This is a genomic window from Blautia sp. DFI.6.71, from assembly GCF_020593585.1.
Classification (GTDB): Bacteria; Bacillota; Clostridia; order Lachnospirales; family Lachnospiraceae; genus Blautia_A; species Blautia_A wexlerae.
The window spans coordinates 1-25,908 of record NZ_JAJDMJ010000022.1 but is presented as its reverse complement, the minus strand read 5'-3'; the positions used below and the strand labels follow the sequence as shown (position 1 = coordinate 25,908).

27 protein-coding genes are annotated in these 25,908 nt (G+C 42.3%); 5 read left to right on the top strand and 22 right to left on the bottom strand.

All coding sequences use genetic code 11. From position 1 onward, the window contains the following. Window positions 1-25 precede the first annotated feature (25 nt). Window positions 26-439, bottom strand: a complete 414-nt coding sequence (locus LJE12_RS10800; protein ID WP_025578568.1) for an HIT family protein — start codon at window positions 437-439, stop codon at window positions 26-28. Between the two features lie 139 nt (window positions 440-578). On the opposite strand from LJE12_RS10800, the gene LJE12_RS10795 reads away from it, so the two are divergent. Further along, on the top strand, window positions 579-1,262 hold the full coding sequence (locus tag LJE12_RS10795) for a sensor histidine kinase (protein ID WP_008706975.1): 684 nt from the start codon (window positions 579-581) through the stop codon (window positions 1,260-1,262). A gap of 7 nt (window positions 1,263-1,269) precedes the next feature. Here the strand turns inward: LJE12_RS10795 and LJE12_RS10790 are convergent, their stop codons facing one another. From LJE12_RS10790 to yicI, 13 genes are all read right to left on the bottom strand, one after another. Continuing rightward, a complete protein-coding gene (locus LJE12_RS10790; protein ID WP_118614235.1) occupies window positions 1,270-1,860 on the bottom strand; it encodes a rhomboid family intramembrane serine protease in 591 nt (196 codons plus the stop codon). Window positions 1,861-1,944: 84 nt separating this feature from the next. Then, the gene (locus tag LJE12_RS10785; protein ID WP_182465560.1) at window positions 1,945-3,414 is read right to left on the bottom strand and encodes a DUF6382 domain-containing protein; all 1,470 of its coding nucleotides are present in this window, start codon (window positions 3,412-3,414) and stop codon (window positions 1,945-1,947) included. 30 nt (window positions 3,415-3,444) lie between these two features. After that, on the bottom strand, window positions 3,445-3,906 hold the full coding sequence (locus tag LJE12_RS10780) for a TadE family protein (protein ID WP_025578565.1): 462 nt from the start codon (window positions 3,904-3,906) through the stop codon (window positions 3,445-3,447). Further along, a complete protein-coding gene (locus tag LJE12_RS10775) occupies window positions 3,903-4,328 on the bottom strand; it encodes a prepilin peptidase (protein ID WP_022380467.1) in 426 nt (141 codons plus the stop codon). Before LJE12_RS10775 ends, LJE12_RS10780 begins: the two co-directional genes overlap by 4 nt. A 20-nt stretch (window positions 4,329-4,348) precedes the next feature. Further along, window positions 4,349-5,188, bottom strand: a complete 840-nt coding sequence (locus tag LJE12_RS10770) for a TadE family protein (protein ID WP_025578561.1) — start codon at window positions 5,186-5,188, stop codon at window positions 4,349-4,351. A 24-nt stretch (window positions 5,189-5,212) separates the two neighbouring features. Continuing rightward, window positions 5,213-6,694 (bottom strand): DUF5702 domain-containing protein, encoded by a 1,482-nt coding sequence (locus LJE12_RS10765; protein WP_177968493.1) that lies wholly within the window; start codon window positions 6,692-6,694, stop codon window positions 5,213-5,215. A gap of 30 nt (window positions 6,695-6,724) precedes the next feature. Next, window positions 6,725-6,925, bottom strand: a complete 201-nt coding sequence (locus LJE12_RS10760; RefSeq protein ID WP_020993262.1) for a Flp1 family type IVb pilin — start codon at window positions 6,923-6,925, stop codon at window positions 6,725-6,727. A 60-nt stretch (window positions 6,926-6,985) separates the two neighbouring features. Next, window positions 6,986-8,020: a type II secretion system F family protein gene (locus LJE12_RS10755; RefSeq protein WP_025578558.1), complete on the bottom strand. Its 1,035-nt coding sequence runs from the start codon at window positions 8,018-8,020 to the stop codon at window positions 6,986-6,988. A gap of 8 nt (window positions 8,021-8,028) precedes the next feature. Next, window positions 8,029-8,802, bottom strand: coding sequence for a type II secretion system F family protein (locus LJE12_RS10750; protein WP_008706986.1), 774 nt, complete (start codon window positions 8,800-8,802; stop codon window positions 8,029-8,031). Next, window positions 8,799-9,989, bottom strand: a complete 1,191-nt coding sequence (locus LJE12_RS10745; RefSeq protein ID WP_215679910.1) for a CpaF family protein — start codon at window positions 9,987-9,989, stop codon at window positions 8,799-8,801. Before LJE12_RS10745 ends, LJE12_RS10750 begins: the two co-directional genes overlap by 4 nt. A 35-nt stretch (window positions 9,990-10,024) precedes the next feature. Beyond that, window positions 10,025-11,050: a hypothetical protein gene (locus LJE12_RS10740; RefSeq protein ID WP_022380463.1), complete on the bottom strand. Its 1,026-nt coding sequence runs from the start codon at window positions 11,048-11,050 to the stop codon at window positions 10,025-10,027. After that, window positions 11,047-11,562: a prepilin peptidase gene (locus LJE12_RS10735; RefSeq protein ID WP_062807119.1), complete on the bottom strand. Its 516-nt coding sequence runs from the start codon at window positions 11,560-11,562 to the stop codon at window positions 11,047-11,049. Before LJE12_RS10735 ends, LJE12_RS10740 begins: the two co-directional genes overlap by 4 nt. 345 nt (window positions 11,563-11,907) lie before the next feature. Continuing rightward, complete coding sequence (gene yicI, locus LJE12_RS10730; RefSeq protein ID WP_118614249.1) at window positions 11,908-14,262, bottom strand: alpha-xylosidase; 2,355 nt, start codon at window positions 14,260-14,262, stop codon at window positions 11,908-11,910. A 269-nt stretch (window positions 14,263-14,531) separates the two neighbouring features. Between yicI and bsh the strand changes: the two genes are divergently transcribed. Beyond that, window positions 14,532-15,509: a choloylglycine hydrolase gene (gene bsh / locus LJE12_RS10725; RefSeq protein WP_008706993.1), complete on the top strand. Its 978-nt coding sequence runs from the start codon at window positions 14,532-14,534 to the stop codon at window positions 15,507-15,509. Window positions 15,510-15,631: 122 nt separating this feature from the next. Further along, a complete protein-coding gene (locus LJE12_RS10720; protein WP_008706995.1) occupies window positions 15,632-17,143 on the top strand; it encodes an ATP-binding protein in 1,512 nt (503 codons plus the stop codon). A 111-nt stretch (window positions 17,144-17,254) separates the two neighbouring features. Here LJE12_RS10720 and atpC read toward each other — a convergent pair whose 3' ends face one another. The 8 genes from atpC to LJE12_RS10680 form a co-directional block, all read right to left on the bottom strand. After that, the gene (gene atpC, locus LJE12_RS10715) at window positions 17,255-17,668 is read right to left on the bottom strand and encodes an ATP synthase F1 subunit epsilon (protein ID WP_008706997.1); all 414 of its coding nucleotides are present in this window, start codon (window positions 17,666-17,668) and stop codon (window positions 17,255-17,257) included. 12 nt (window positions 17,669-17,680) lie between these two features. Continuing rightward, window positions 17,681-19,078, bottom strand: coding sequence for a F0F1 ATP synthase subunit beta (atpD, locus tag LJE12_RS10710; RefSeq protein ID WP_008706999.1), 1,398 nt, complete (start codon window positions 19,076-19,078; stop codon window positions 17,681-17,683). Between the two features lie 5 nt (window positions 19,079-19,083). Continuing rightward, entirely contained in the window at window positions 19,084-19,974 is an 891-nt protein-coding gene (gene atpG / locus LJE12_RS10705) for an ATP synthase F1 subunit gamma (protein WP_022380460.1), read from the bottom strand. Window positions 19,975-19,982: 8 nt separating this feature from the next. Then, window positions 19,983-21,482, bottom strand: a complete 1,500-nt coding sequence (gene atpA / locus LJE12_RS10700; protein ID WP_055057703.1) for a F0F1 ATP synthase subunit alpha — start codon at window positions 21,480-21,482, stop codon at window positions 19,983-19,985. A gap of 16 nt (window positions 21,483-21,498) precedes the next feature. Further along, window positions 21,499-22,002 (bottom strand): ATP synthase F1 subunit delta, encoded by a 504-nt coding sequence (gene atpH / locus LJE12_RS10695; RefSeq protein ID WP_022380458.1) that lies wholly within the window; start codon window positions 22,000-22,002, stop codon window positions 21,499-21,501. Further along, window positions 21,983-22,483 (bottom strand): F0F1 ATP synthase subunit B, encoded by a 501-nt coding sequence (gene atpF, locus LJE12_RS10690; protein WP_020993266.1) that lies wholly within the window; start codon window positions 22,481-22,483, stop codon window positions 21,983-21,985. Before atpF ends, atpH begins: the two co-directional genes overlap by 20 nt. A gap of 40 nt (window positions 22,484-22,523) precedes the next feature. Then, the gene (gene atpE / locus LJE12_RS10685) at window positions 22,524-22,742 is read right to left on the bottom strand and encodes an ATP synthase F0 subunit C (protein ID WP_008707007.1); all 219 of its coding nucleotides are present in this window, start codon (window positions 22,740-22,742) and stop codon (window positions 22,524-22,526) included. A gap of 262 nt (window positions 22,743-23,004) precedes the next feature. Beyond that, window positions 23,005-23,667 (bottom strand): F0F1 ATP synthase subunit A, encoded by a 663-nt coding sequence (locus LJE12_RS10680; protein WP_008707008.1) that lies wholly within the window; start codon window positions 23,665-23,667, stop codon window positions 23,005-23,007. A 431-nt stretch (window positions 23,668-24,098) separates the two neighbouring features. On the opposite strand from LJE12_RS10680, the gene LJE12_RS10675 reads away from it, so the two are divergent. Beyond that, on the top strand, window positions 24,099-24,797 hold the full coding sequence (locus LJE12_RS10675) for an SGNH/GDSL hydrolase family protein (protein ID WP_227226859.1): 699 nt from the start codon (window positions 24,099-24,101) through the stop codon (window positions 24,795-24,797). 100 nt (window positions 24,798-24,897) lie between these two features. Then, window positions 24,898-25,674 (top strand): GNAT family N-acetyltransferase, encoded by a 777-nt coding sequence (locus LJE12_RS10670; protein ID WP_055150171.1) that lies wholly within the window; start codon window positions 24,898-24,900, stop codon window positions 25,672-25,674. Window positions 25,675-25,908: the final 234 nt, after the last annotated feature.

The window sequence follows — 25,908 nt, the reverse complement described above, 5'->3', positions numbered from 1 at the left end:
TTTTGCAATGTGCTGTATCAGAATATCAGGACAGCTGCTCCTTTACTTTTAACAGGATTTCTTCTTTATCTGCATCACTGAGTTCACCCGGGTGCCATGTGATTCCCACCTGATCTCCTTTATATCTCGGAATCAGATGCATATGAAAATGAAATACTGTCTGCCCTGCACACTCGCCATTATTCTGTACAATATTAAATCCGTCACATTTCAGTGCTGCTGTCATTGCTGTCGCCATTTTCTTTGCAAGAATCATTGCCTTTGCAGCCATTTCATCCGATAATTCATAAATATTGGCAGCATGCGATTTCGGAAGGATCAGCGCATGTCCCTTACTCGCCGGGCCCAGGTCAAGAATTACCCTGAAATTCTCATCCTCATAAAGTGTTGCAGCAGGAATCTCTCCATTAGCGATTTTACAAAAAATACAATTTTCCATCTTTAAATCCTTCTTTCTTAAAATTCAAGATTTTGATTTGCAATAATCAGTAATACTTGTCGTTTTATTGCGAATTTTTCAGGACGAAATCAGTTGCGGCTGAAAGTTCACAATGATACACTTTTCCTGAGGTGATAATATGCAGATTGAAATAACAAAACAATCAGAAAAAGATTTTCGTTTTCTTTTATCCAGACTTTCACATGAAATCCGTAATCCGGTCACGCTGATCAACAGTGAACTTCAGTTGATGGCTTCCTCTCACCCGGAACTGTGCAGTTACAGACAATGGGACAGTCTTATGGATAACCTTGAATATGTAAAAGAACTGCTGAAAGAACTCTCTGACTTCAGCCATGCGCAGACAGTTACTCTTGTTCCCGTAAATCCCGCGGAATTTCTGACCACTGTTTTATCCTGTCAGAAAAACACTCTGGACTATCTGGGAATCCGGCTGGAAATACATGTGGAACATACTTCTTCACCTGTTTTTCTTGACCGGATAAAAATGCGTCAGGTCATATTTAACCTGATCAAAAATTCCTGTGAAGCCATCGATCAGCCAGGCGGAAAGATTATTGTAAATCTCACCCCTGCAGATTCCGGCATCTGCATCTGTATTAAAGATAACGGATGTGGTATGACGCATAAGCAGACTGAGAATATCTTTCATCCCTTCATTACATATAAACCGGAAGGAACCGGTCTCGGGCTTGCAGTAACAGCAGAAATCATCTCTGCACACCATGGTCAGATCAGGGTTTCCAGCACTCCCGGTCAGGGTTCTGCCTTTTATATTTATCTGCCGGCATCCCCTGAATAAAGGTCGGTTATCCTGCACGCTGCGAAGGGTGATAAAGCAGAACTGCAAGCAGGAATCCACAGATAAGACCGCCTACATGTGCCGCATTGCCCACCCCTTCGCTTGTAAAACCAAAATAAAGCGAAAAAGCAGCCATGATCACTACCTGTCTGGCAGAAAGATCTTCAATATGACCTCTGCCCCTGATCACAGCATAGATCATTGCACCCATCACAGCAAACACTGCACCGGATGCACCTGCCGAAACTGCAAAATCCGCACTATCCAGTTCCAGGAACAGACACAGCAGATTTCCACCCATTCCTCCCAGAAGATAGATCAGCAGATATTTCAGTTTTCCAACTGTACGCTCCAGTCTGCCTCCAAGCACAAACAGTACCAGCATGTTATTTCCAAGATGCTGCGGTCCAAAATGAAGGAACATACTTGTAAAGATCCTATAGTATTCTCCCTGCATAATGGCGGGAGTATATGCCGCTCCGCACTGAAGCATATGCATGGTATCCTCTGATCCTCCGGTAAATTCCACTGCAGTAAAAACAAGAATATTCGCCAGAATGAGAAGCACTGTAACCGGTGCCTTTTTCAGTTCTTCCAAGTTTTACCTCTTTTCTGTTTCTTTATCTCAAAAACAATGTACCATTACTAATTGTAGCAGACCTCCTGTATTTTGTAAAAACATTTATTCCAGAAATATATATCTTGCCTGTGCAAAATCCACTTCATCTTCCGGTTCAAGCTGATATTCCTCATCCGGACGAAGTAATCTTCCATTTACAGACGTTCCGTTTCTGGAATTCATATCACTAAGGAAATAGTTTTCTTCTTTTTTTCGTATTTTTGCATGGATACGGCTTACGGTAGGCAGGCTGATCACCGCATCACAGGCAGTTTCCAGCTTTCCGATCACAGTCAGATCTTCATTGAGATAAATGGTCGCCAGTTCTCCCGGTTCTTTGCTCACCAGACTTGCAGGTCCGCTTACTGTTCCGGCAGATAGTACTACTGTTTCACCATAGTCCATATGTATCCGGGATGATTCGGAAGTTTTTTGTCCACAGTCTGACATTTTCTGCCCATTCACCGGCTGACTCTGATTTGTTTGCTGATTTCTCTCCACTGTCTGGGACAGGTTTTCATATAATCTGTCCTCCCATTTCTGCTCTGACACTTTTCCTTCTGCTTCTTTCCATCCTGATCTTTTCCCTGATGTTTTCTTTTCTGTTTTATTCCATGATGGCATATTTCTTATTTTTTCTATGTGTCTCACTGTTTCTCCTGATGCATACGTCTGTTCCGGGAGATGCAAAACTTTTTTTGTCTTTATAATACGCAGGCCCAGCATGATACCCGCTATAGCTATAACAATTACACCAAGTATGGTTTCCATTTCCACATATGGCAGATATCCCTTCAGGATAGCAGCTGCCAGTCCACAGATCAGAACAGCAGCCGGCACAATAACACCGACCGGGTTCAGTCGGCCGGGTTCTTTTGAATCTTCTCCTTCTCTTACAAATTCATTCCGGTTTTCATTATCTTCCGGGAAAGTCTCTTCTTCTGCAAACTCCATCTCCTGCTCTGTCTTTTTTGCATTTATTTTTTCTTTCTTCTCCCCATTTACATCTGAACTCTGAGTTTTATATAATTCTTCTTTAATATGCTCCAGATGAAAACTGTCTTCCATTGCTCTTTTATATACTCCATATCCAAGGATTACCGCATCCTGATCCTGATGGTCTATTTTCGGCAGAATATATTCTGTCAGAAGCTGAAACTGTTCTTTAATATCCTTCTCATATCCGGGCATCATACAGAAATAAATCTGTCTTTTTTCAATATCTGTATAAATATATTCCGGCGACATTATAAACTGTCCGGGATTGATCAGATATTCCGCCGCATCTTCCATAGCCTTTACAAAACCACCGAAAATAAGCCTGAGATCTTCAACTCCCATCTTCTTTTCTTCATACAGCACATTCACCGCCTGTTTCGAAGTAATATCAAAATAGATAAGAAATCTGCCATCCATCCCCTGTATCCTGCACTTCAGAAGAGAGGGAATCACATTTCCCGCAAGCATCCTTACCTGATAGGAATCTGTATTGATCTCATTCTCACCATAGACAATGAGATAATTATGATTCATATCCCTCTTATATTCTGTCCGCATACTATTCTATTCCCCCATTTCTCTCAGTACCGCCTGCGCCGCCCGCAGTCTGCGGATATGTTTCACCGGATTTATCACTGCGGATTTCCCTTCTGTCCTCAAATGCCAGCTCAGATTGCCATACGACGAGATCGTGTCCAGGTCATAGGTTACCTGCACTTCTTTTCCCACATTTGTCTGGGTACCTAAATTCTCCGCCCCGAAAAAGCCAATACTCCCCAGCTCCTCACTGCGCATCCTTGCAGTATCATATATTTCTCCATTTTTCTTAATCCCTTCCATGCTCCCGCTTACTGCCGATTCATAAGCTGCCGCTGTCAGCCATGCCCTGTTATGTACAAAAAAGCTCAGATAGATAAGTCCCATCAACACCAGCAGGATCAACGGCATGACACAGGCAGTCTCGATTGTAAAACTTCCCTTACGAATTATACTGTATTCATTTGTTATACAAAAATTATCTTTCATATCAAAAATCCTCCCAGATATCCTGCCAGCAGAAATGGCACAAACGGTATCTCCGTACTTCCCTTTCTGCAAAATCCCATCATCATGATGCCGGACCATACTGCACTGCAGATCATTCCCATAAAAAGTGTTGAAAAAAATTCTTCCGGGTACAGCACTGTCCCCAGTGCCATAAGCAGCCAGCCATCGCCCATTCCCACAGCACCTTCTGTAAGAATGCTGATCAGCACAAAGAGAAAACCTGTCCCCACGCACATAAGAACCTCCGGAACATTTCTTCTGCTATATATTGTCCACACAGTTCCGCAGACTGCAAATATTATGATCAGTAGAAGAGAAACCTGCTTTTTTCTGATATCTATCCATGAATTTATTCCCAGAAATCCAAGTACACATATTTCTTTTACGCCATTCATCTCCATATACATCTCTCCGGCAAAATTCAGCCACACCTGCTACATGCTCCCATTTCCGAAACAGAGGAAGCTTTTACCAGTCTTACCGAACGTTTCAGCCCACTGCAGGACTCCAGATTATGGTATCTGTTTCCCTGTTCCGTAACATATACCACTCCTGCCGGATTCTGATTCCTGCTGCAGATTTCACAGGCTGAATAATGCTCCCCGTACTTATTAGATGCAGATTTTGCGGAACTTCCGGGAATTTGTTTTAATGAAACATTCAGATAGCTGCAGCCCGGATTTTTATGGTACACACTGCCCGAGGCAGTTACATAAACCATCGGTTCTGTTTCTCCCTGCTCTCCTCCATTGTCAGGAAATTCGGTTCCTGTCCATGCATGGACTTTTACATGGTTATAAACTCCAACATCCGGAAGAGGTATCAGTCCACCAAAGGGTTTATACGTGTAGATATCCGGCAGCGTAATATCATCAACACTGTCCCCACCCGGAAGATACGCATACATTCCCGCCTGTTTTGCCTTCGTACACAATGCAGTCAGATGTTCCGTCTGCAGTTTATATATATCCATAAACGAAATCAGCGTAACCATTCCCAGGAAGAACAGCGGCAGTACAAGTGCTGTTTCTACTGCCAGACTTCCCTTCTTAATCTTTCCCCGAAAAGAGGTGCAGAAAGATACTTTTACAGAAGAAACTTCTCCAATATGTTCTTTTGCATTTGTCCGAAAATATTTCCGACTCTTTTGGGGGAATAAAAGATCGTAAATATTGCTTAGAGAGACTTTTCTCCTTTCATAAATTTTTTTATCTTTTTTTCCGATTTCTTCAATGCTTTGTTTTTCTTTCTGTAAAAGCATCTTTTCACACCTCTTTTCAGCAATTCATTCATAACAATACTGACGTATCACCTGAAATTCCTTTTTCCTGTTTGCTTTTACCTCCGCAAATGCCTCCAGAGCTACAACACAGGAATCCATATAAAAATTTGCCCTGCCTTTCTTTCTTATCGCATCTTCGATCATATCCATAGCTCTCATCACTTTCTTTTCCTTTGAAACAGGCAATATCAGAACCTGAAGGTAATCCTCATAGGACAATCCATGTTCATTGTTTTTCCGCATGGAATCCAGTCCTTCCATCAGACTTGAAAGATTAGACAGTGAAATCTGCCAGTCTGCGGAAGTTTTTACAAGGGGAATCTTCCCTCCTGCAAAAAGCTCTCTCACATCCAGTACGCTCTCCGCAAATGCCCAGCATAAAAGCAATGCAGACTCTATCACTACCGCTGCCGGAGGAACCAGAAATCCCGACGCAATGGCTGCAGCGAGTGCCTGTGCCTCTGTTCTTTTTACATTATCTGCCATCAAACATGCAAAGTTTACGCCTTCTCTGATGAACAAGAGCTTTGATGCCACAGATTTAAGGTTATCTATATCATTGTCTCTTCCTCCAAAAACATATTCCATCTGATATGCAAGACTTTCTTTTGACGGATCTGTGTAATTTCCCAGATGATTCATCAGATACTGCTGAAACAAAACCCCGGAAGTATAACTGCTATCTGCTGTCACTCCGTCCGGCATCTCCATTCCCTGTTGCAGCTGTCTTCCCGAAACCATTGTGTCTTTGCTGACTGTCCGGGTGGAAATTTCCCGTCCGGGTGGCAAAACCAGCTCCAGTATTCCCATTTTCATAATTCTTTTTATAATACTGATGGGATTGTCAGCCTGTGGCTGCGTCGGTGCTGGCTGGGTTGATATTTGTCCTTCCTGTTGCTGCCTGTTTTCAGCTTCCTGTGCTGCCTGCCGGCTTTTCTGAGAAGCCTGATTCATTTCTGAATCATATCTGTCGATGGAGCCTCCTGTCTCCGCCTGTTTCGCTTTCAGATCCGCCTCTTCTGCTTTTCTCTCTCGATCAGACATTTTGTTGAGAAGGAGCTGTACCCCCTGACTTCCAAGAGTTTCCTGCATATACTGCACAATCTGCTGATAAAAAACCTCTCCGCACTCATCTGTCAGAAGCCGGTAACCGGTAAGTCCGCTCTGATGCAGTTCAAGTTTCTGACTGTTCTGCTTTAACACCGGTTTCATATAGGATTCCAGATTATCGCAGATCTTTGCGAGATTAAGCTGCCCGCCTCCCATGGAACCATCCAGCGCAAACAGATCATATTCCTCAAGAAGTTTCCTGTCATACTGTCCAAATACAGAATAAAGTCCGATATCCATACTGTTGAGTATTTGGGTTCTGGCCGATGCCATACATACAGATTCTATACTTGTACATACAAGAGACAAAAGCAGACTGAGTATTAATGCAAGAAATAATGTAATGCTTCCTCTTTCCTTTCCGCAATATTTCATACAGGAAGTACACCTCCTTCTCTTTTCATCTTAAATAGAATTACTCTGTTTGGCGATCTTTGAAAGAATGCTCTGCACCAGTTCGGTCAGCTGCTCTTTGAAAATAATGACAAGCCCGATCAGGACTACAAGAATCAGAATGATCTCCACAACACCTACAGCGTCTTCTTCCTCTGCGAATCTTCGTATCAGTCCGTTTTTCTTTTTTATCTGTCTTATCAATTGTCCCATTTTTTCCCTCCATATCCAAAAGCACCCTTTACGCTGCACAGAATTTACTGCAGCACCTTATCATGTTTCTCCGTAGAAAGACATAAAAGCAGGAATCATGACAATTGCCATAACGACAATAAGCATCATGATCATCGGCACCAGAAGTTTTGTGGCTGCAGCCTCTCCAAGAACACGTGCTTTTCTCTTTCGTTCTTCCCATGCTTCGGTTGATTCTCTTTCAAGCATATCAGCCATCTGTCTGCTGCCCTTCTGGAGATTCTGGATAAGAAGCGTGGCAAATGTTTTATACTTTGCCTGACCACATCTTTCTCCAAATCTTCTGTATGCTTCACTTTCAGAAACTCCGCTTTCCATCTCATAGCAGACAATCCGTATCTCTTCATACGCAGGTCTTGGATTCCGCTTTCTCTTTCTTCCATAATCCAGAGAAATTTTCTGGAATGCCTTTCTTACAGTCATCCCGGCCTGAACCAGAAGTGTAAATTTCATGATCAGTCCCGGATAATCCATAAGAAGTTCTTCATACCGTTTCTGAAGCTGAACCTGTTCTTCTCTCCCTTTCATCACAAGAATTGCCATTGCCGCAATAAGAAACAGTCCTGTCAGAAGCATTCCGGAAGTGTCTGCCGGACTTTCCCATTTTACCTTTTTTCCATTCAGCTTATCCGGAAGATAATAATAATCCGGATCACTGCGCTGCTCGTTATACCGGGATACTGCCTCTGCAATACTTTTTTGTGCCTGTTCTTTTCTGGTCAGCTTCTTATTCTGTTTCGGTTCTTCCTCCTGCTCTTCCAGTTCCTTCTCCGGTACCTGAATGTACATGGAGACCGGTTCTTCTCCGTCAACGGATACCATAAATTCCTTCTCATATGATCCTGTATCCTCCTTTTCCAGACGGTATCCCTGAGGATACACCTGTCCACCGTTTTGCAAAGTAAGGATCATGCCCAGCAGATTTCCGGCTATCGCTACTACCGCAAAAAGTCTGATACCATCCTTCCCTCCGATTCCGGAAGATGGAATCCATCCTTTTTTCCAGCCGGTCAGTGCACACAGGATCATAACAAAAATGACAACATGTATCCACATTTGTACTGTCACACCTCAATATCTACAATCCTTCTGCCAAGCCAGTATGCCGCAGCATAAATGACAAGACAGATACTCATTGCTGCAATTCCAAAGGGATTTCCATAAAGAACACTTAAGAAGCCCGGTGAAGTCATCTGCAAGTACAGGATAATTCCCACAGGCATAAGACTCATGATCATCTGTTCTGACTTCTTTGCTGCCAGTGTAGCCTCTATCTCTTTTTTAACGTCAATCTTATCTCCAAGCATACGAGACACCTTCTGAATTACCCGGTTCATATCACCACCTGTACGCTTGGCTGTATAAAATACAGAGGCAAAATTTTCGATATCTTCTATCTGACTTCTTTCTCCAAGATCCAGAAACAGCTCTTCCAGCGGAACACTGATATGCTGCTGGCTTTCAATATAGCGAAATTCCTCCACAATATCCGTTCCCTTTCCGTAGAGTCTCTCCAAATCTCTGACACAGGTTTTTACCGCGCTTTCCACCGAATATCCGGCCTGAACCGCAACACTCAGCGAAGTAAGTGCATCCTTAAACTGATAATTCAGATTCTTCCGTCTTTCCCTGATCATACGATTTTTCTGCCATTTCAGATAAAACACAGGAACGGGAAGCATAAGAAGCAACACCCATTTACTTTTGTAAAAAAGATAATCTGCCATTATGCACAACGCCAGTGCCTGTCCCATATATTTCAGAAGTTCTTTCATAGAAAAACGATAATGATCATAATTACGTTTCTGATAAAGCTGTTCTTTTTCTTTCCCTTTCATAGTTCAATCCCCGCTCTTTCCAGTTTTTCCACATGGAGGAGGGATGCTGTCTTTACAAGACCTTTCCCTTCCTGCCATTGATACAGCGGCCGGATACGGATTTCTCCATTTTCAAAGCCACACACCTCAGTTACTTCCAGCAATTTCCTTGATTTATCCCTCATTCTTCCCAGATGTACCAGAATATCCACTCCGGAAGCAATCTGTCTTCTGATTGCTTCCAATGGAAGATCAACGCCCATCAGAACCATTGTTTCCAGTCTGGATAACATATCCCTGGCAGAATTGGCATGGGCAGTAGACAGCGACCCTTCATGCCCTGTATTCAATGCCTGAAGCATATCCATTGCCTCTCCGCCACGGACTTCTCCCACTATGATTCTGTCCGGACGCATTCGTAATGCAGCTTTGATCAGATCTCTGATCGTAACAGAAACTGCTCCTTCCATGTTTGCCATCTTTGCTTCCAGCCGGACCAGATTGTCAATTCCCCTGATGCGAAGTTCTGCATTATCTTCTATTGTGATCAGTCTTTCGTCCCTGGGGATATATTCCGACATTGCTGCAAGAAATGTCGTCTTTCCGCTTCCGGTTCCGCCTCCTATGACCATGGAATATCTGGCCTTCACAAGCTTCTCCAGAAATTCTGCACATTCCTGTGTGATACTTCCCAGTGCGATCAGCTTTTCCATTGTAATGGGGTGTTCAGGAAAACGCCTTATAGTGAGAATCGGACCATTTAATGCAACCGGATAAATTACAGCATTTACCCTGGAACCATTTTCCAGCCTTGCATCCACGATCGGCATGGATTCATTGATCACACGATTACATTTGCCAACAATCTGCTGGATCACATCCTCCAGTTTCTCAGCAGAAGTAAAACTTTTATGCCATTTCATAAGCTTGCCGGCCCGTTCTACAAAAATAGTATCCGGCCCGTTTACCATGATCTCAGTCACTGTCTCATCATCCACCAGTTCCTGAAGCACATCCAGTTTGCGGACAGAATAAAACAGTTCCTGACGAAGCTGTACCTTTTCTTTCAGCGCAAGACGGACATCTTTTATCTGGTTCAGAATCAGCTCATCAATCACATCAAGGATTTCTTTATCCGATAATTCTCTGGACAGATCCAGTTCTTCCATCAGCATCTGCCGCAGCTTTCTAAATACATCTTTGTTCATCCTTTTTCCCTTTACAGCATCTTTCCGGAACTTTTTTAATTTTCTTTTTTCTGGCTTTCTTTCCTCAGAAGGTTCCGCACATAATCTCCCAGTTCACTCCACATCAGCTGTTCAACATACGCAGGTGACAGACAGGTTGCCATATGAAACGGTGGATTTATCTTTTCCGTCTTTTCCAGAATCTGAGGATAATCCCAGATTCGGACCAGATTCTCAAACTGCGCAATCTTACACTGTGAAACAGCATCAGACAATACAGGCATATAAATCTTCTTACACATATCCAGCAGCTGGAAATTTTCATCAATCCCACATCCAATATCCAGCACAATCACTTCATAAGAACTGTCAAGTATAAGCATCTGAAAAAGCCGTTCCCAGTCCTGCCAGGCTGTTGTACGGATATCTGCCGGCATCTGCACAGGTGGAACATAATCCAGATTATTGATCGTCTGTATCATACTGTTCATCTTATAGAGAAGATTCTGGTTATCCTGTCTCACATAATAAAGAAGATCACTCAGATTGTGGGCAAAACCTTTTCCCATCAATTCTTCAAATCCGGAATATTCTTCCATATTCAGATAAAGAACGGCTCGTTCTTTGGCAAGTATCTGTCCAAGTGTCAATGCAAAAGAGGTTTTCAGACAACGTCCCAGAGGTGAAAATATTCCAATAATTTCTGTTGTCTTTTTTAATACAGCAATCTGATCTGCCACTGTCTTTTTTTCGGCGCCATAACATGCCATCACTTCCCGGAGAACATCAGAAGAAGACTGATATTTATACACACTTGGATACTGGTCAAGTTCCGGAGGGTGTACCCCTTCCGACAAAATGATGATCTTCCCGATATCCAGATCCCGGACTTCCCGGCACATAGCCCGCCCGGAGATCAACAGCAACTCTATATGTGTTTGTTTCCCATAGGCGATCAGGTTCTCTACAGATGTAAATGCCTGTATCTCAAAGGGAATATTCTTCTTCCGATTCATATAGTCCATAAAGTTCAACGCATAATCCACTTCCAGATCGCATACTGCAAAAATATTTCTTTTCAATAGATACCTCCTGCATATAACAACACACTTATAAAAACAGGAATCGTAAAATGGAAATTTTCAGGAGCAGCAATATTTTTTCTCCGATAGGAACTAATCTTTCCCGTACCGACTGTACATTTCACATATTCAATAAAATAAAGGATACGTTCACAGAAATTGTGGTTAAAGATCAGAAGTGCGGCAGAAATACCTGCACCTGTCAGAAAAGAAATAAAGATGCATTTTATGATAGATTCACAGCCCATTATCCCTCCCAGTGCGCAGAATAATTTAATATCTCCGGCACCTATCATCCCAAAAGCAAAGAGGATCATAAGAAATAACGGCATTACGCTTCCCATTATAAAAAATCCAATTCCCGTAATATTCTTTTGCCATATACAGACAAACAGTCCCACAGACATGGAAAAAATAATCCATCCGTTATCAACTTTTGCTGTACGGATATCCATGATCATGGCAGTTCCGGCAACCGTTACAGGAAAAAGGTGAAAAAATGCATATTGCATCACCTCCAGTCTTATATTTTTCGCAACTGTTTCGATACTGTTCATACAATAGGAAACAGTCTGTCTCTTCTTTGGTATTTTAAAAAAATAAAAGTGGAATTAACCGCCGAACTGACGGGATTGAATCACCAGAAGAACTCTGGTGAGTATTATTATAGGACCGGACAATCCATTTGTCCAGTCCTATTTTTTGTCGAATTTCTAAAATATTTATAAACTTGTTACCTGTCCACACGCTGCTATCCCGAAATATACTATGCGAAGTGTATTACTGAGAACAAATTGAACAGTAACATAAACCCGGCTATAATGCACTTCACAGAAAGAATATCATGCACCTGTCAATTAGAGTTCGATTTCCTGTCTGCATCCTTCCGGTACAATGATAATACCATTTTCTGTATCTTTCACTATGCTTCCACCAGTAACATCGGCTATTTCATGAATATTTCTCAGCAGATAGGTCATACCTCCATTTTCTGCTGAAGCTTCCAGAGTGAGTTTATTTCCCTCTCTTACAGCTTTTACTGTAAAAGCTGTCTCTCCTTTACGCGTCACTACCTCACAGGATGCAGTTTCATTTACTTCATAAACCTGAATCTGTACATCTTTCTCCAGTTCATAATCAACGGTAGTATCTACAGCACCAATCGGAAGCAGAGTATTCTCTCTTACAAATACAGGCAGTGAAAAAAAATCATAATCTTCTTCATACCATCTTCCGCCTTCTTTGACTTCTCCGCTTAAAAGATGAGTCCATTTTCCTGCCGGCAGATAATATTCTGCATGACCTTCTTTGTTGAAGATTGGTGCAACCAGAATACTGTCACCTAACATATACTGCATATCCAGATATTTGGTTGCAGGATCATCGTTAAATTCCATGATCATTGCACGCATGGACGGAATACCTGTCTTGTGTGATTTTACGGCCATAGAATACAGATATGGGAGTAATCTTAATTTCAGCTTTGTAAACTTACGGCATACATCTACAGCTTCTTCATCAAACAGCCACGGTACACGATAACTCTTGGAACCATGGAGACGGCTGTGTGTGGAAAGAAGACCAAACTGCAGCCAGCGTTTGTATACATCCGGTGCTGCTGTCATTTCAAATCCGCCCATATCATGACTCCAGAAGGAAAATCCTGATAAAGTAAAGGACAGACCACCTCTTAAGCTCTCAGCCATGGAGGCATAGGTTGCAGAACAGTCACCGCCCCAGTGAACCGGGAACTGCTGTCCGCCTGCTGTCGCACTTCTTGCAAAAAGGATTGCTTCACCTTCACCTTTTACTTCCTTCAGCAGATCAAATACTGCCTTGTTGTAAAGGTACGTATAATAATTATGCATAGAAACCGGATCTGAACCGTCATAATATTTCACATCGACCGGAATTCTCTCGCCAAAGTCTGTCTTGAAACAGTCAACACCCATATCAAGCAAAGTTTTCAGCTTATTCTGATACCACTTCACTGCATCCGGATTTGTAAAGTCAACCAGGCCCATGCCAGGCTGCCAGTTGTCGATTTGCTTGATTCCTCTTCCGTCTGCACGCTGTACCAGGTATCCGTTCTTCAGACCCTCTTTAAAGAAGTTAGTTCCCTGTGCAATATATGGATTAATCCATACACAGATCTTAAGTCCTTTATCCTTATAACGTTTCAGCATTCCCGGTACATCCGGGAAGATTCTGGAATCCCATTCAAAATCACACCAGTGGAACTCTTTCATCCAGAAGCAGTCAAAATGGAATACACTCAATGGAATATCTCTGTCTGCCATTCCCTGGATAAAGGAATTGGTCGTCTCTTCATCATAGTTTGTTGTAAAGGATGTGGAAAGCCATAATCCAAAGGACCATGCAGGCGGCAATGCCGGTTTTCCTGTAAGATCTGTGTAGTTCTCAATTACACCCTTAATGTCATCTCCGTAAATAATATGATATCTGATCTCTTCACCTTTCACAGAGAATCCCACATTCTCAACCTTTTCACTTGCAACTTCGAAGGAAACATGATCACTGTGGTCTACGAATACGCCATAATGTTTGCTTGTTACATAGAATGGAATATTTTTATAAGAAATCTGAGAAGCTGTACCGCCATCTTCATTCCAGATATCAACAACCTGACCGTTCTTTACAAACGCTGTAAATCTCTCACCCAGACCATATACACATTCTCCAGGTGCAAGAGAAAGCTCTGTCACCATATATGGCTGATACTGTGCTGCCATATAGTTCGGTTCCGGGAATTTTGTCAGCGTAGCTCTGTCATATTGCATATAGCCAAGATTGCGGAATCCGATGTTTGTGAGAACTTTTCCGCCTGCTTCATATGTAATCTTAAAGTCTTTCAAGTCCACTCTTACTGTCATTCTTCCGGCTTTCATCACAGCTTCATCTTCTGTAATCTCAACCTCTGTTTCCTGTGGATCCTCATTCAGCTCATACCTTGGCTCACCTTTTACATAACCTTCATAATGATAACTTCTTACACTTATGATATCTTTACGTACAGAAATAAATTCTGTAGTGATAGTTCCGACATCCAGAGCACCGCCTCTGTCTGTGATCTGGCGGAATGGAGAAACAATTCTCATTCCTCCCGGAATTGCTTCCGCAGTAAAAGCCTGCATCGCATAGGATGCGTTTGCGCGTTCATTTTTCTCCCAGTAACCTTCTGTGAACTTCATTCCTGATCCTCCTTGCTTTTAATCTTATGATTTGCTTATTTTCCGAAATTGAAACTCTTTCAGTACCTTGCGGGATAACGGACTGCTGAATAGTTATCTGATACCAGTATACATCATGATTTTTTTTCTTACCAGCAATATAACCCAAATTTTATCTGTGCAAAAAACAAAATCTGTATATTGCATAAAAACAAAAGATTGTGGTAATATTCTTCAAAATATACACGTTCTACAAGTATATCTATTTTTGCACCAGGAGGTAAGAAAATATGTGCACAGCAGCAACTTATAAAACAAAAGATTTCTATTTCGGCAGAACCCTTGATTATGAATTTTCCTACGGTGATGAAATCACCATCACACCACGAAACTACCCATTCCATTTCCGTCATTCTGATAAAGCCCCTGACTCTCACTATGCCATCATCGGAATGGCTCATGTGGCCGGAGACTATCCACTCTACTATGATGCCATTAATGAAAAAGGTCTCGGCATGGCAGGTCTGAATTTCGTAGGAAATGCAGTCTATGCAGAACCAGTATCGGACAAAGAAAACGTAGCCCAGTTCGAATTCATCCCATGGATTCTCAGCCAGTGTGCCACCTTAAAAGAAGCCCGCCAGAGACTCTCAACTATGAATCTCACCAACACACAGTTCAGTGAGAACTTCCCATGTGCTCAGCTCCACTGGATCCTCGCAGATGCTTCCGGCTGCCTCGTTATCGAATCCATGCAGGACGGCCTCCATATCTACGAAAATCCTGTAGGGGTACTAACCAATAACCCACCCTTCCCACAGCAGATGTTCCAGCTTAACAACTACCAGTCTCTCTCCCCTCGCCAACCAGAAAACACCTTCGCTCCAGGATTAGAACTCCAATCCTACAGCCGCGGTATGGGCGCCCTCGGCCTCCCGGGAGACCTTTCCTCCGCCTCCCGCTTTGCCAAAGTTGCCTTCACAAAAATGAACTCCAGATCCGGCGACTCCGAACTCGAAAGCGTCAGCCAGTTCTTCCACATCCTCGGCTCCGTAGATCAACAGCGTGGCTGCTGCGAAGTAGCAAAAGGCAAATATGAGATCACTCTCTACACTTCCTGCTGCAACACAACAAAGGGAATTTATTATTATACCACCTATGAAAATCATCAGATCAATGCTGTCGATATGCATCGTGAAAATCTGGATACAACAGTCCTAATCCGATATCCTGTACTCGCAAAACAGAATATCTGTTTCCAGAATTAATGTGAAGCACTCTATACCTGTGGCAATTTCGACAAATATTCTTTAATTATAGCCATTGCCATTTTTCAGTTCTGTACGGTATAATAAAGACAAATTATTGGTTTCAAAAAGAGGTAATAACAATGGTACATTTTTTTGATATTACAAAGTTCAACTTATATAAAGAAGATAACCGGCGCGAAGTAAAAAAAGCAAATGGCGGCCTTCCTTCTTCTTTATGGGAGACTTACTCTGCTTTTGCAAATTGTTATGGCGGCGTAATTATTCTGGGAGTTGCCGAAAACAAAGATGGAACCTGGAGAACTACAGGTTTAAAAAGTACAGACAGGGACAAGCTGTTAAAACATTTCTGGGATACAATCAATAATCGAAAAAAGGTCAACGTAAATCTTCTATCTGATCAGGATGTAGAGATATATGAGAAGGATGAAGATACTATCATCGTGATTTATGTTCCTATGGCAAACAGAGAACAAAAACCTGTGTATATTAATGATGATATATTTGGCGGAACATTTCGAAGAAATCACGAAGGAGACTATCATTGTACCAAACTTCAGGTGAAAGCCATGCTCCGCGACCAGACAGACAACACTATGGATATGGATGTACTGGATGATGTTCCAATAAGCGACCTAAATTATGAAACCATTCAGGGATATCGCAACAGACATCGAGCCCTTAAACCTGCACATCCATTTGGCCGTTTAAATGATTCTGAATATTTACGCAGCATAGGAGCTGCTGCCATTTCCAATATTGATAAATGCCTTCATCCAACAGCTGCAGGAATGCTAATGTTTGGAGATGAATATAACATTGTACGACATTTCCCTGAATATTTTTTAGATTATCGTGAAATTCTGGATCCAACTATACGCTGGACCGATCGCTTACAGTCAAGTTCCGGTGAATGGTCCGGTAATATATGTGATTTTTACTTCCGAGTATATAATAAACTTGTTAAAGATATCAAGGTACCTTTTAAAACAATCGATGGAAACCGTATTGATGATACTCCCGTACATGAAGCATTGAGGGAAGCCCTCGCAAACTGTTTGATAAATGCAGACTTTTATGGTGTTCGAGGCATTGTAGTCCGAAAAGAAGCTGACAGAATAGTATTTGAAAATCCAGGATATTCCAGAACAGGAAAACAACAAATGAAAAAAGGGGGAATTTCTGATCCTCGCAACAAAGTACTCATGAAAATGTTTAATCTGATCAATATCGGCGAGCGTGCCGGCAGCGGAGTACCCAACATTTTTAACACATGGGAGGATCAAGGCTGGGTTGAACCAGTTATAGAAGAACAATTTGATCCAGATAGAACTCTTCTGATTCTTAGCTTCGATAAAAAACAAGCGATAAAAACAAGCGATAAAAAACAAGCGATAAAAACAAGCGATAAAAAACAAGCGAATAAATCCTGTCATAAAAAACAAAACCAAAAAACTTTGGAAAATATAGAAAAAATCAGAGAGTATTTATCTAAAAACAATATCTCAAAAACCAGTGATATTGCTGAATATATTGGATTAAGTCTTCCGCGAACCCGGGCTATTTTAAAAGAAATACCTGATGTATCTCCAATTGGAAATAATTCAAACAGAAAATGGACTCTGCAAAAATAATTTTCACCAGCCAAGAAATAAGTCAGAACATGGTACAAAGCAATAAAAGCATCTACGGAAAGCCTTCATCAGACCATCCAAAGATGCTTTTTATTGATATATTTTGTTTCTTTAAATTTCTTTATGACTCGTAACCCTAAGTCGTGCCATAGCTCTGGACAGAGCCAACTGATTCATATGATACTCCTGAATACTCTGCTTCTGTCTCATCTGCTCTTCTGCTCTCTCCTTCGCTTCCTGTGCCCTGCGGATATCAATCTCCTCAGGACTCTCTGCCGTCAGACAGAACAGCTTCACACGGTTATTGATCATCTCCACAAACCCACTGCTCACAGCCAGAACATGCTTTGTGCCATCAGCTTCCTCGAAACGCATTTCTCCCGGAATGATAGCAGCAACAATATTCTCATGCTGTGCCAGAAAGGCCTGCTCACCGTCAACAGCCGGGATTGTCAGGGTTTTGGCACGTCCTGCAAACGCCAGCTTATTACTGGCATAAATCTCAAGACCAAATGTATCTGCCATAAAATCCGCTCCTTATTCCTGACCCATCTCAGTCTTTGCTTTCTCGATGACATCCTCAATTGTACCAACATTGAAGAAAGCATTTTCCGGATACTGATCCATCTCACCATCAACGATTGCCTTGAATCCACGGATGGTTTCTTTCAGAGGAACATATTTACCCTTGATACCTGTGAAGTTCTCAGCTACATGGAACGGCTGAGAAAGGAACTTCTGGATCTTTCTTGCACGGAATACAGTGCTCTTATCCTCTTCAGAAAGCTCTTCCATACCAAGAATAGCAATGATGTCCTGAAGTTCTTTATATTTCTGAAGGATTTCCTGTACTTTACGTGCTACTTCATAATGTTCTTCACCTACAACATCCGGCTCCAGGATACGGGAAGTAGATTCCAGCGGGTCAACGGCCGGATAAATACCCTGCTCTACGATCTTTCTGGAAAGAACGGTTGTTGCATCCAGATGAGCAAATGTAGTTGCAGGAGCCGGGTCAGTCAGGTCATCGGCAGGTACATAGACAGCCTGTACAGATGTTACAGAACCATCCTTAGTAGAAGCGATACGTTCCTGAAGTTCACCCATCTCAGTAGCCAGTGTTGGCTGATAACCTACGGCTGAAGGCATACGTCCAAGAAGGGCGGAAACCTCGGAACCAGCCTGTACAAAACGGAAAATATTATCAATGAAAAGAAGCACATCTCTGTGTTCCTCATCTCTGAAGTACTCAGCCATTGTCAGTCCGGTTTCAGCAACACGCATACGGGATCCCGGTGGCTCGTTCATCTGTCCGAACACTAAGGCTGTTTTTTCAAGAACACCGGACTCTTTCATTTCTGACCATAAGTCGTTACCTTCACGGGAACGCTCTCCAACACCTGTGAAAATGGAATATCCGCCATGCTCTGTGGCAATGTTCTGGATCAGCTCCTGGATCAGGACTGTTTTACCAACACCGGCACCACCGAACAGACCGATCTTACCACCTTTTGCATATGGTGCAAGAAGGTCGATAACCTTAATACCTGTTTCCAGGATTTCTACAGCCGGTTTCTGATGTTCGAAATCCGGCGGATCTCTGTGGATGACCCATTTCTGTTCTCCCTCAAGGGAAGGACCGTCATCTACTGTATCACCAAGTACGTTAAATAAACGTCCCAGTGTCTTATCACCTACAGGAACCTTAATGCCGCTTCCTGTGGCGATGACTTCTCTGTCTCGCTGTAAGCCTTCGCTTGCGCTCAGCATAATGCAGCGTACCATATTGTTTCCCAGATGATGGGAAACTTCCATTACACATCTTTTACCGTTGTTCTCTACCTCAAGGGCATCCTTAATCTCAGGAAGATTTCCATCTTCAAAAACAACGTCTACAACAGGTCCCATAACCTGTACAATTTTACCTTTGTTCATCGTCGTCACTTCCTTTTTTGTGCTTTTGCACCGCTGACAATCTCAGTGATTTCCTGTGTGATGGCAGCCTGACGCGCACGGTTGTACTCAATGGATAACTCCCTGAGCATCTTCTTTGCACTGTCCGTAGAGGACTGCATTGCCATCATTCTGGCATTATTTTCACTGGCATACGCTTCTACAAGACATCCATAGATCAGACCGGTCAGGTAATTTGGGATCATGGTATTCAGAAGTACATCGGCTGATGGTGACAGCACGATTTCCTCCTGTGGCATGTCCGCAAGCATTGCCTGATTTGGCAGGAACTCTGCTTTCTTCAATGGAAGAAGCTGCATATTCACCGGCTCCATTGTAACTGCACTCTGCATCTCCGTATAGAAAATACGGACTTCGTCCAGTTCTCTGTCCAGGAACGCTCTGACAATCTCCTCTGAGATCAGACGCGCTCTGTGCATGGTCGGTTTCTGTACTGTATATGGAAAGTTCTCTGCGATATCCATATGTTTCTTCGTGAAATACTGACGGCCTACCATACCCAGCACATAAAGCTTGCAGTGCTCATGCTCTGCCATAAACTGTTCTGTCATTTTCTGGATATTATGGTTATAGGCACCTGCCATACCCTTATCACCGGTAACTACGATACAGCCAATCTTACGGTCTTCCTCCGCAATCTTATGACGGATACTGAAAAAAGGATGCTCTGTATCCGGCATATGACGCAGGATTCTGGAAATTGCTGCCTGCATATTATAGTAATACGGCTCTGTATCAGACAGGATTCTTTTGGCCTTCTGCATCTTGGATGAAGAGATCATATACATGGCATTGGTGATCTTCATGGTGTCCTGAATGCTTTTCATTCGAGTCTGAATCTCTTTCGTACTGCCCATATCAACACCTACCTGCTCTTATCTGCAAATTCTTCTGCCACTTTCACGATCTTTTCTGCCAGTTCATCCGGAAGCTGTCTCTTCTCCTCGATCTCTCTTCCGATTTCCGGATAAGCACTGTCAAAGTAGTCCAGCATATCTCTCTGATACTTCTTCATCTTCTTGGTTTCCACGTGCATCATTGCTTTGTGTGTTGCCGCACAAAGAGTGATGACCTGCTCATGAAGACTTAACGGGCTTGAAAGCGGCTGTTTCAGAAGTTCCATAAGTCCGCTTCCGTATTTCAGCTGCTGAGTTGTAGCCTCGTCCAGATCAGAACTGAACTGTGTAAAGATTTCCATCTCACGATACTGAGCCAGATCGATACGGACACTTCCTGCTGCTTTCTTCATGGCTTTTGCCTGTGCAGCACCACCAACTCGGGATACGGAAAGACCTACGTTAACCGCCGGACGCATACCGGAGTTAAACAGGTCACTCTCCAGGAAGATCTGACCATCTGTGATGGAAATAACGTTTGTAGGAATATATGCGGAAAGGTCACCTGCCTGTGTCTCAATGATAGGAAGTGCAGTGATAGAACCACCGCCGGCCTTTTCATTCAGACGGCTGGAACGCTCCAGTAATCTGGAATGGAGATAGAATACATCTCCAGGATAAGCCTCACGTCCTGGTGAACGTTCCAGAAGCAGTGACAGTGCACGATATGCAACCGCATGCTTGGATAAATCATCATAAACCATTAATACATCTTTTCCCTTATACATAAAGTACTCAGCAAGTGCAGTACCTGCATAAGGAACAATATACTGAAGCGGTGCACAGTCACTGGCTGTAGAGGAGAATACTGTTGTATAGTCCATAGCACCATGTTTCTCCAGAGTAGATACGATCTTAGCTACTGTGGAAGCTTTCTGTCCGATTGCAACATAGATACAGATTACATCTTTGCCTTTCTGGTTCAGAATGGTATCCAGTGCAACGGAAGTCTTACCTGTCTGTCTGTCACCGATGATCAGCTCACGCTGGCCACGGCCGATGGGGAACATGGAGTCAATAGAAAGAATACCTGTTTCCAGAGGAACTGTTACAGATTTTCTGTCAATAATTCCAGGTGCCGGATTCTCTACCGGACGATACCCGTCTGCCTTGATCTCACCTTTACCATCGATTGGCGCTCCCAGAGCGTTTACGATCCTTCCGATAAAAGCGTCACCTACAGGCACACCTGCCTGCTTCTGGGTTCTTGCTACCTTTGTTCCTTCTTTGATCCCTGTATCTTTACCGAACAGGATACATCCGATGCTGTTTGCACGGATATCCTGAACCATACCTTTCAGACCATTCTCAAAGGTTACAACCTCGCCATACATAGCATGATCAATACCATGTACCGTGGCGATACCATCTCCGACGGAGATGACTGTTCCTACTTCCTGGTCCTTGCTGATTTCGTCATAATTCTTAATTTCTTCTTTCAGAATCGAAATGATTTCATCTGGATTCATTGCAGCCAACTTTTATTCACCTCCGTGTCAATTTCTGTCTTAAATTGTTATAACGTCCGCGGAGACTCCAGTCGAACTCTTTGTCTCCGGCAGAAAGAATGAAGCCTCCGATCAAAGATTTGTCTTCTCTGAGAGTAAGGATTACTTCCTTTGCTCCAAATTCCCTGCGAAGGAAATCTTCCATCTTCTCTTTCTGGGCTTCTTCCGGTTTTGTTACATATGTGAGAACAGCTTTCAGGATTCCTTTCTGCTTGCGGCTGTAATTGCCATATGCTTCCAGGATATCATAAATGCTGCTGATTTTCTGATATTTACAGGTCACCTTCAGGAAATTTTTCATCTCCTGTGGGAATACCCTGTCAATTACATGTTCTTTTTCTTTTAAAGAAACCAGCGGATTCTCAAGAGCACCCTTTAACTGCGGGGTACTCCTGAAAATCTTTTCTGTCTCCAAAACAGCTTCTTCCGGGACAGAAAGCTCATATAATGCTTTTGCATAATTAATGCTTGTTTCCGTCATTGGAATCACCTGCCTCTTTTATAAACTGGTCATAAAGGGACAAATCCTGCTGACTGCTGTTTTTCTCTCCCATGATCTTTGAGGCTGCATCCAGCGCGATCTCTGCCACTCTGCTTTCCATAGCCTTCATAGCATTTTCCTGCTCTGTCCTGATATCTGCCTTTGCTTTGTCAAGCATTGCACCAGCCTGTGTGTTTGCATCTTTTACAATACGCTCAGCCTGTACTTTTGCCTCATCCTTTGCCTGGTTTACAATACGCATGGATTCGTCTTTCGCAGATTTCAGTGCATCTTCATATTTGCCTTTCAGTTCATATGCCTGTTCTTCTGTATCTTTGGCACTTGCGAACTGCTGGTCGATCATGTTTTTTCTCTGCTCCATCACATTGAGGATCGGACCAAATAAGAACTTTTTCATTAAAAGATAAAGAACAATCAGGTTAATAATTGTAAAGACCAGGTTGATGTTAATCTCGATCACCTGTCCCACCTGCCTTTCTTAGTTATTCTTTATCCATTAATTAGCCAAGCATGATAACGATCAGAAGACCGATAACGAAACCGTAAATAGCTGTTGCCTCGGCAAGGGCACATCCTAAAAGAAGGGATTTGCTGATCTTGCTTTCTGCTTCCGGCTGTCTTGCGATTGCTTCTACTGCTTTGGATGTTGCCATACCAATACCGATACCAGCGCCAATACCTGTTAAAACTGCGATTCCTGCTCCAATAGCTACTAACATAACTTTTTCCTCCTGTTGTTTAACTGAAATAAACTAAATATTACAAATCTTTCTTCACAATATGCTATCCTGTCGATATTCCGATGAGATCATTTGATGCCTGTGCAACAGATGTCTGTACCAACGGTTGTTTATGACCGTTATGACCCACCGAATATCCGGACAGCATTTAAGTGCTGTTCATAACTGCTGTCTTATCCCTTATGTCCCGCGTCTCAGGTCTTATATAGGTGTCATATTCCTGTATGAACAGTAATCTTTTTTATTCAATAGCTTCTTTGATAAATAAAGAAGTTAAGAATACAAATACATACGCCTGAATGAATCCGTCAAAGAAATCAAAATACAGGCTGAATGGAATAGGAAGAACTGCCGGGCATATAAACTCAAGAAGTTTCATAACCACATAGCTTCCTAACACATTACCAAAAAGTCGCATACAAAGTGATGTCGGTCGAATAACGACCTCCAGAATATTAATCGGCAGCATAATCGGTGCCGGCTCTGCGAAGCTTTTAAGAAAGCCTTTCAGACCTTTCTTATGGAATCCTGCATACTCGATCAGAAAAATACTTGTGATCGCAAGACCGATCGTACAGTTTAAATCCTTTGTAGGCGGTACAAATCCAAACACACCGAAAATGTTTGCAATTCCAATGTAAATGACAACTGTCATCAGATAGGGAATATACATTTTTCCCTCTTCTCCAAGGATATCCTTAAAGAAGTTATGAAGAAAACTGACACCGGTTTCCAGCAAAAGCTGTTTCTTACCGGGGTTTTCCACACTCAGGTTTCTTACGAGCACCAATGACAAAATTAAAAGCACTGCCATGATCACCCATGTCACTGCTACTGACTCTGCAACTGGTATTCCTCCAAACACCGGTATGGTAAAAACTGTCTTACATTGAAGTTCTTCCATTAACGTGTCTGCTAAATTACCCGTTTCTTTTCCCTCCTTTTTCTATTTAAATCTCCGGAAGATATTCTGGCTTTTTATGCTGTCTGCCTCAGATGCCTCAGCCAGGATTCCTAAACTTATGTCTGTAAAATATTTCATAAGCTTTCCATCGATTCAAGATTTTGAGATTATTATATTAAAATCCGTTAAAAAGTCAACAATTATTTTGACTATTTCTGGCAAAAATAGATTTTCTTTTTGTGCATTTCATCCAGATATTTTGATTAAAAAATAGATTTTCATAATTTTTTTAATGCATTTTCACGAAAAAAAGGCAATTTTCATTGACCGAACTGTAAGCAGATGATATTATTTTATATGGTTTTTATATAAATTTTATATCTCTGCACTTACCAATCCTTATATTGGTAATACCAAATAGGAGGTTTTTTATGCAAATCATTTGTCTGGGAGACAGCATTACGGACTGTAATCATTTATTTGAAGATTTTCCTCTGGGAAATGGGTATGTACAGATACTCTCAGAAATGTTCCGTAATCAGACTCCTTCTTTCTCCATATCCGCAGATACCGTCAGACGCTCATCAAGCGCTGTACAGTTAACAGATAAATCAACAGGTGCCATACATTTCAGGAACTGTGGCATAGATGGCTTCACTGTGGCAAGAGTCCTTGAAAATATCCGCCAGCACCGTATTTTTTTGCATCACTCTCCTGTTATAACTCTGCTGATCGGCATCAATGATATCGGTCTGATAATGAACACAGACCGGACGGATTCTCAGAAAGAACAGATGATGAGAGAGTTTGCCACTCATTACAATGAATTATTGAATCTGCTCACTACAGATGCCAGGCAGGTAATCCTTATGGAACCCTTTATCTTTCCACATCCGGAAGAATATGAGACATGGATTCCCTATGTCCATACCATGTCTGATATTATCCGACAGCTCTCTGTCAGATTCAGACTTCCATTTCTGCCTCTGCATAACTATTTTAATAAGGAAGCAACTCAATCGGGATTTGATGCCATAACAACGGACGGGATTCATCTTACTTTGTATGGGCATAAGCTTCTGGCCGAGAAACTGTTCCCTCTCCTTCAAAGCATTGATAACAATCCCTGAACAGATAAACTATTGCGCATTTTCCCGGAACTTTGTATAATAAATCACTGTCCTCGCTCATATCTGCGGACTTATTATGGAAAGGAGTCTTCCTTATATTATGGAAACTACAATTAAACAGATTGAAGATATGTCTCTGAATGCCTGGCCATCTCACAAGATGGAATTATACGACGGCTGGATCCTGAGATTTTCTTATTTTTATACACACAGAACCAACAGCGTAGAACAGTTCGGCAATTCCACCCTCACCTGGCGGGAAAAAATCCCATATTGTGAAAGCGTATATAAGCGTCTGGGAACCCCCGCTGTATTTAAGATCAGTCCTCTTGTCTCTCCTGACTTTGATTATGTTCTGGAAAACCGTGGATATGCTATCCAGCATACCACCAATGTCATGGCAATGAGCATGAACGCCGCACGGCTGGATGCTCCATATCCTGATGTAACCTTCTGTGACAATATTCCCTCCGAATGGATTGAAAGTCTGTTCCGTTTAAAAAACACCACCAATCCCATCCACCGGAAGGTTGTTCCATCTATGTATCAGGCAATCCTCAAGGAAACCATCTGTGCTTCCATCCGCATGGACAACCAGATCATCGCAACCGGACTTGGTATTCTGGACAGAGATTATATCGGCATCTATGCCATCCATGTCAAAGAAGAATACCGCAAACATGGCTATGCCCGTCAGATCTGCACCGGACTTCTGAAAGAAGGAATGAAAAAAGGTGCACAGAATGCATATCTTCAGGTTGTAGAAGGAAATGACAATGCCCGCGCTCTTTATAAATCGCTGGGGTTTCATCAGCTATACACCTACTGGTTCCGCGTGCAGCCGGATGAAAACGGAAATTTCCCGCCTGAGAAATAAAAAAGAACTATCTGTAAAGCATTTTCATTTTCTGCTTTTACAGATAGTTCTTAATTTTTATAGATTTTAACTTTTCTTTTTCGGGGAATCAGTTGATTCATTTAACATAGTTCGCGCCAACTATGTTGTATATCATTTTAATATTCAAGTCTTATTCTGTATTTTATCTCTGACTTAATTATGTTACTGTTCACTCCGTTCACAGTAACGTAGCCAAAATTCATTCCAGATTGC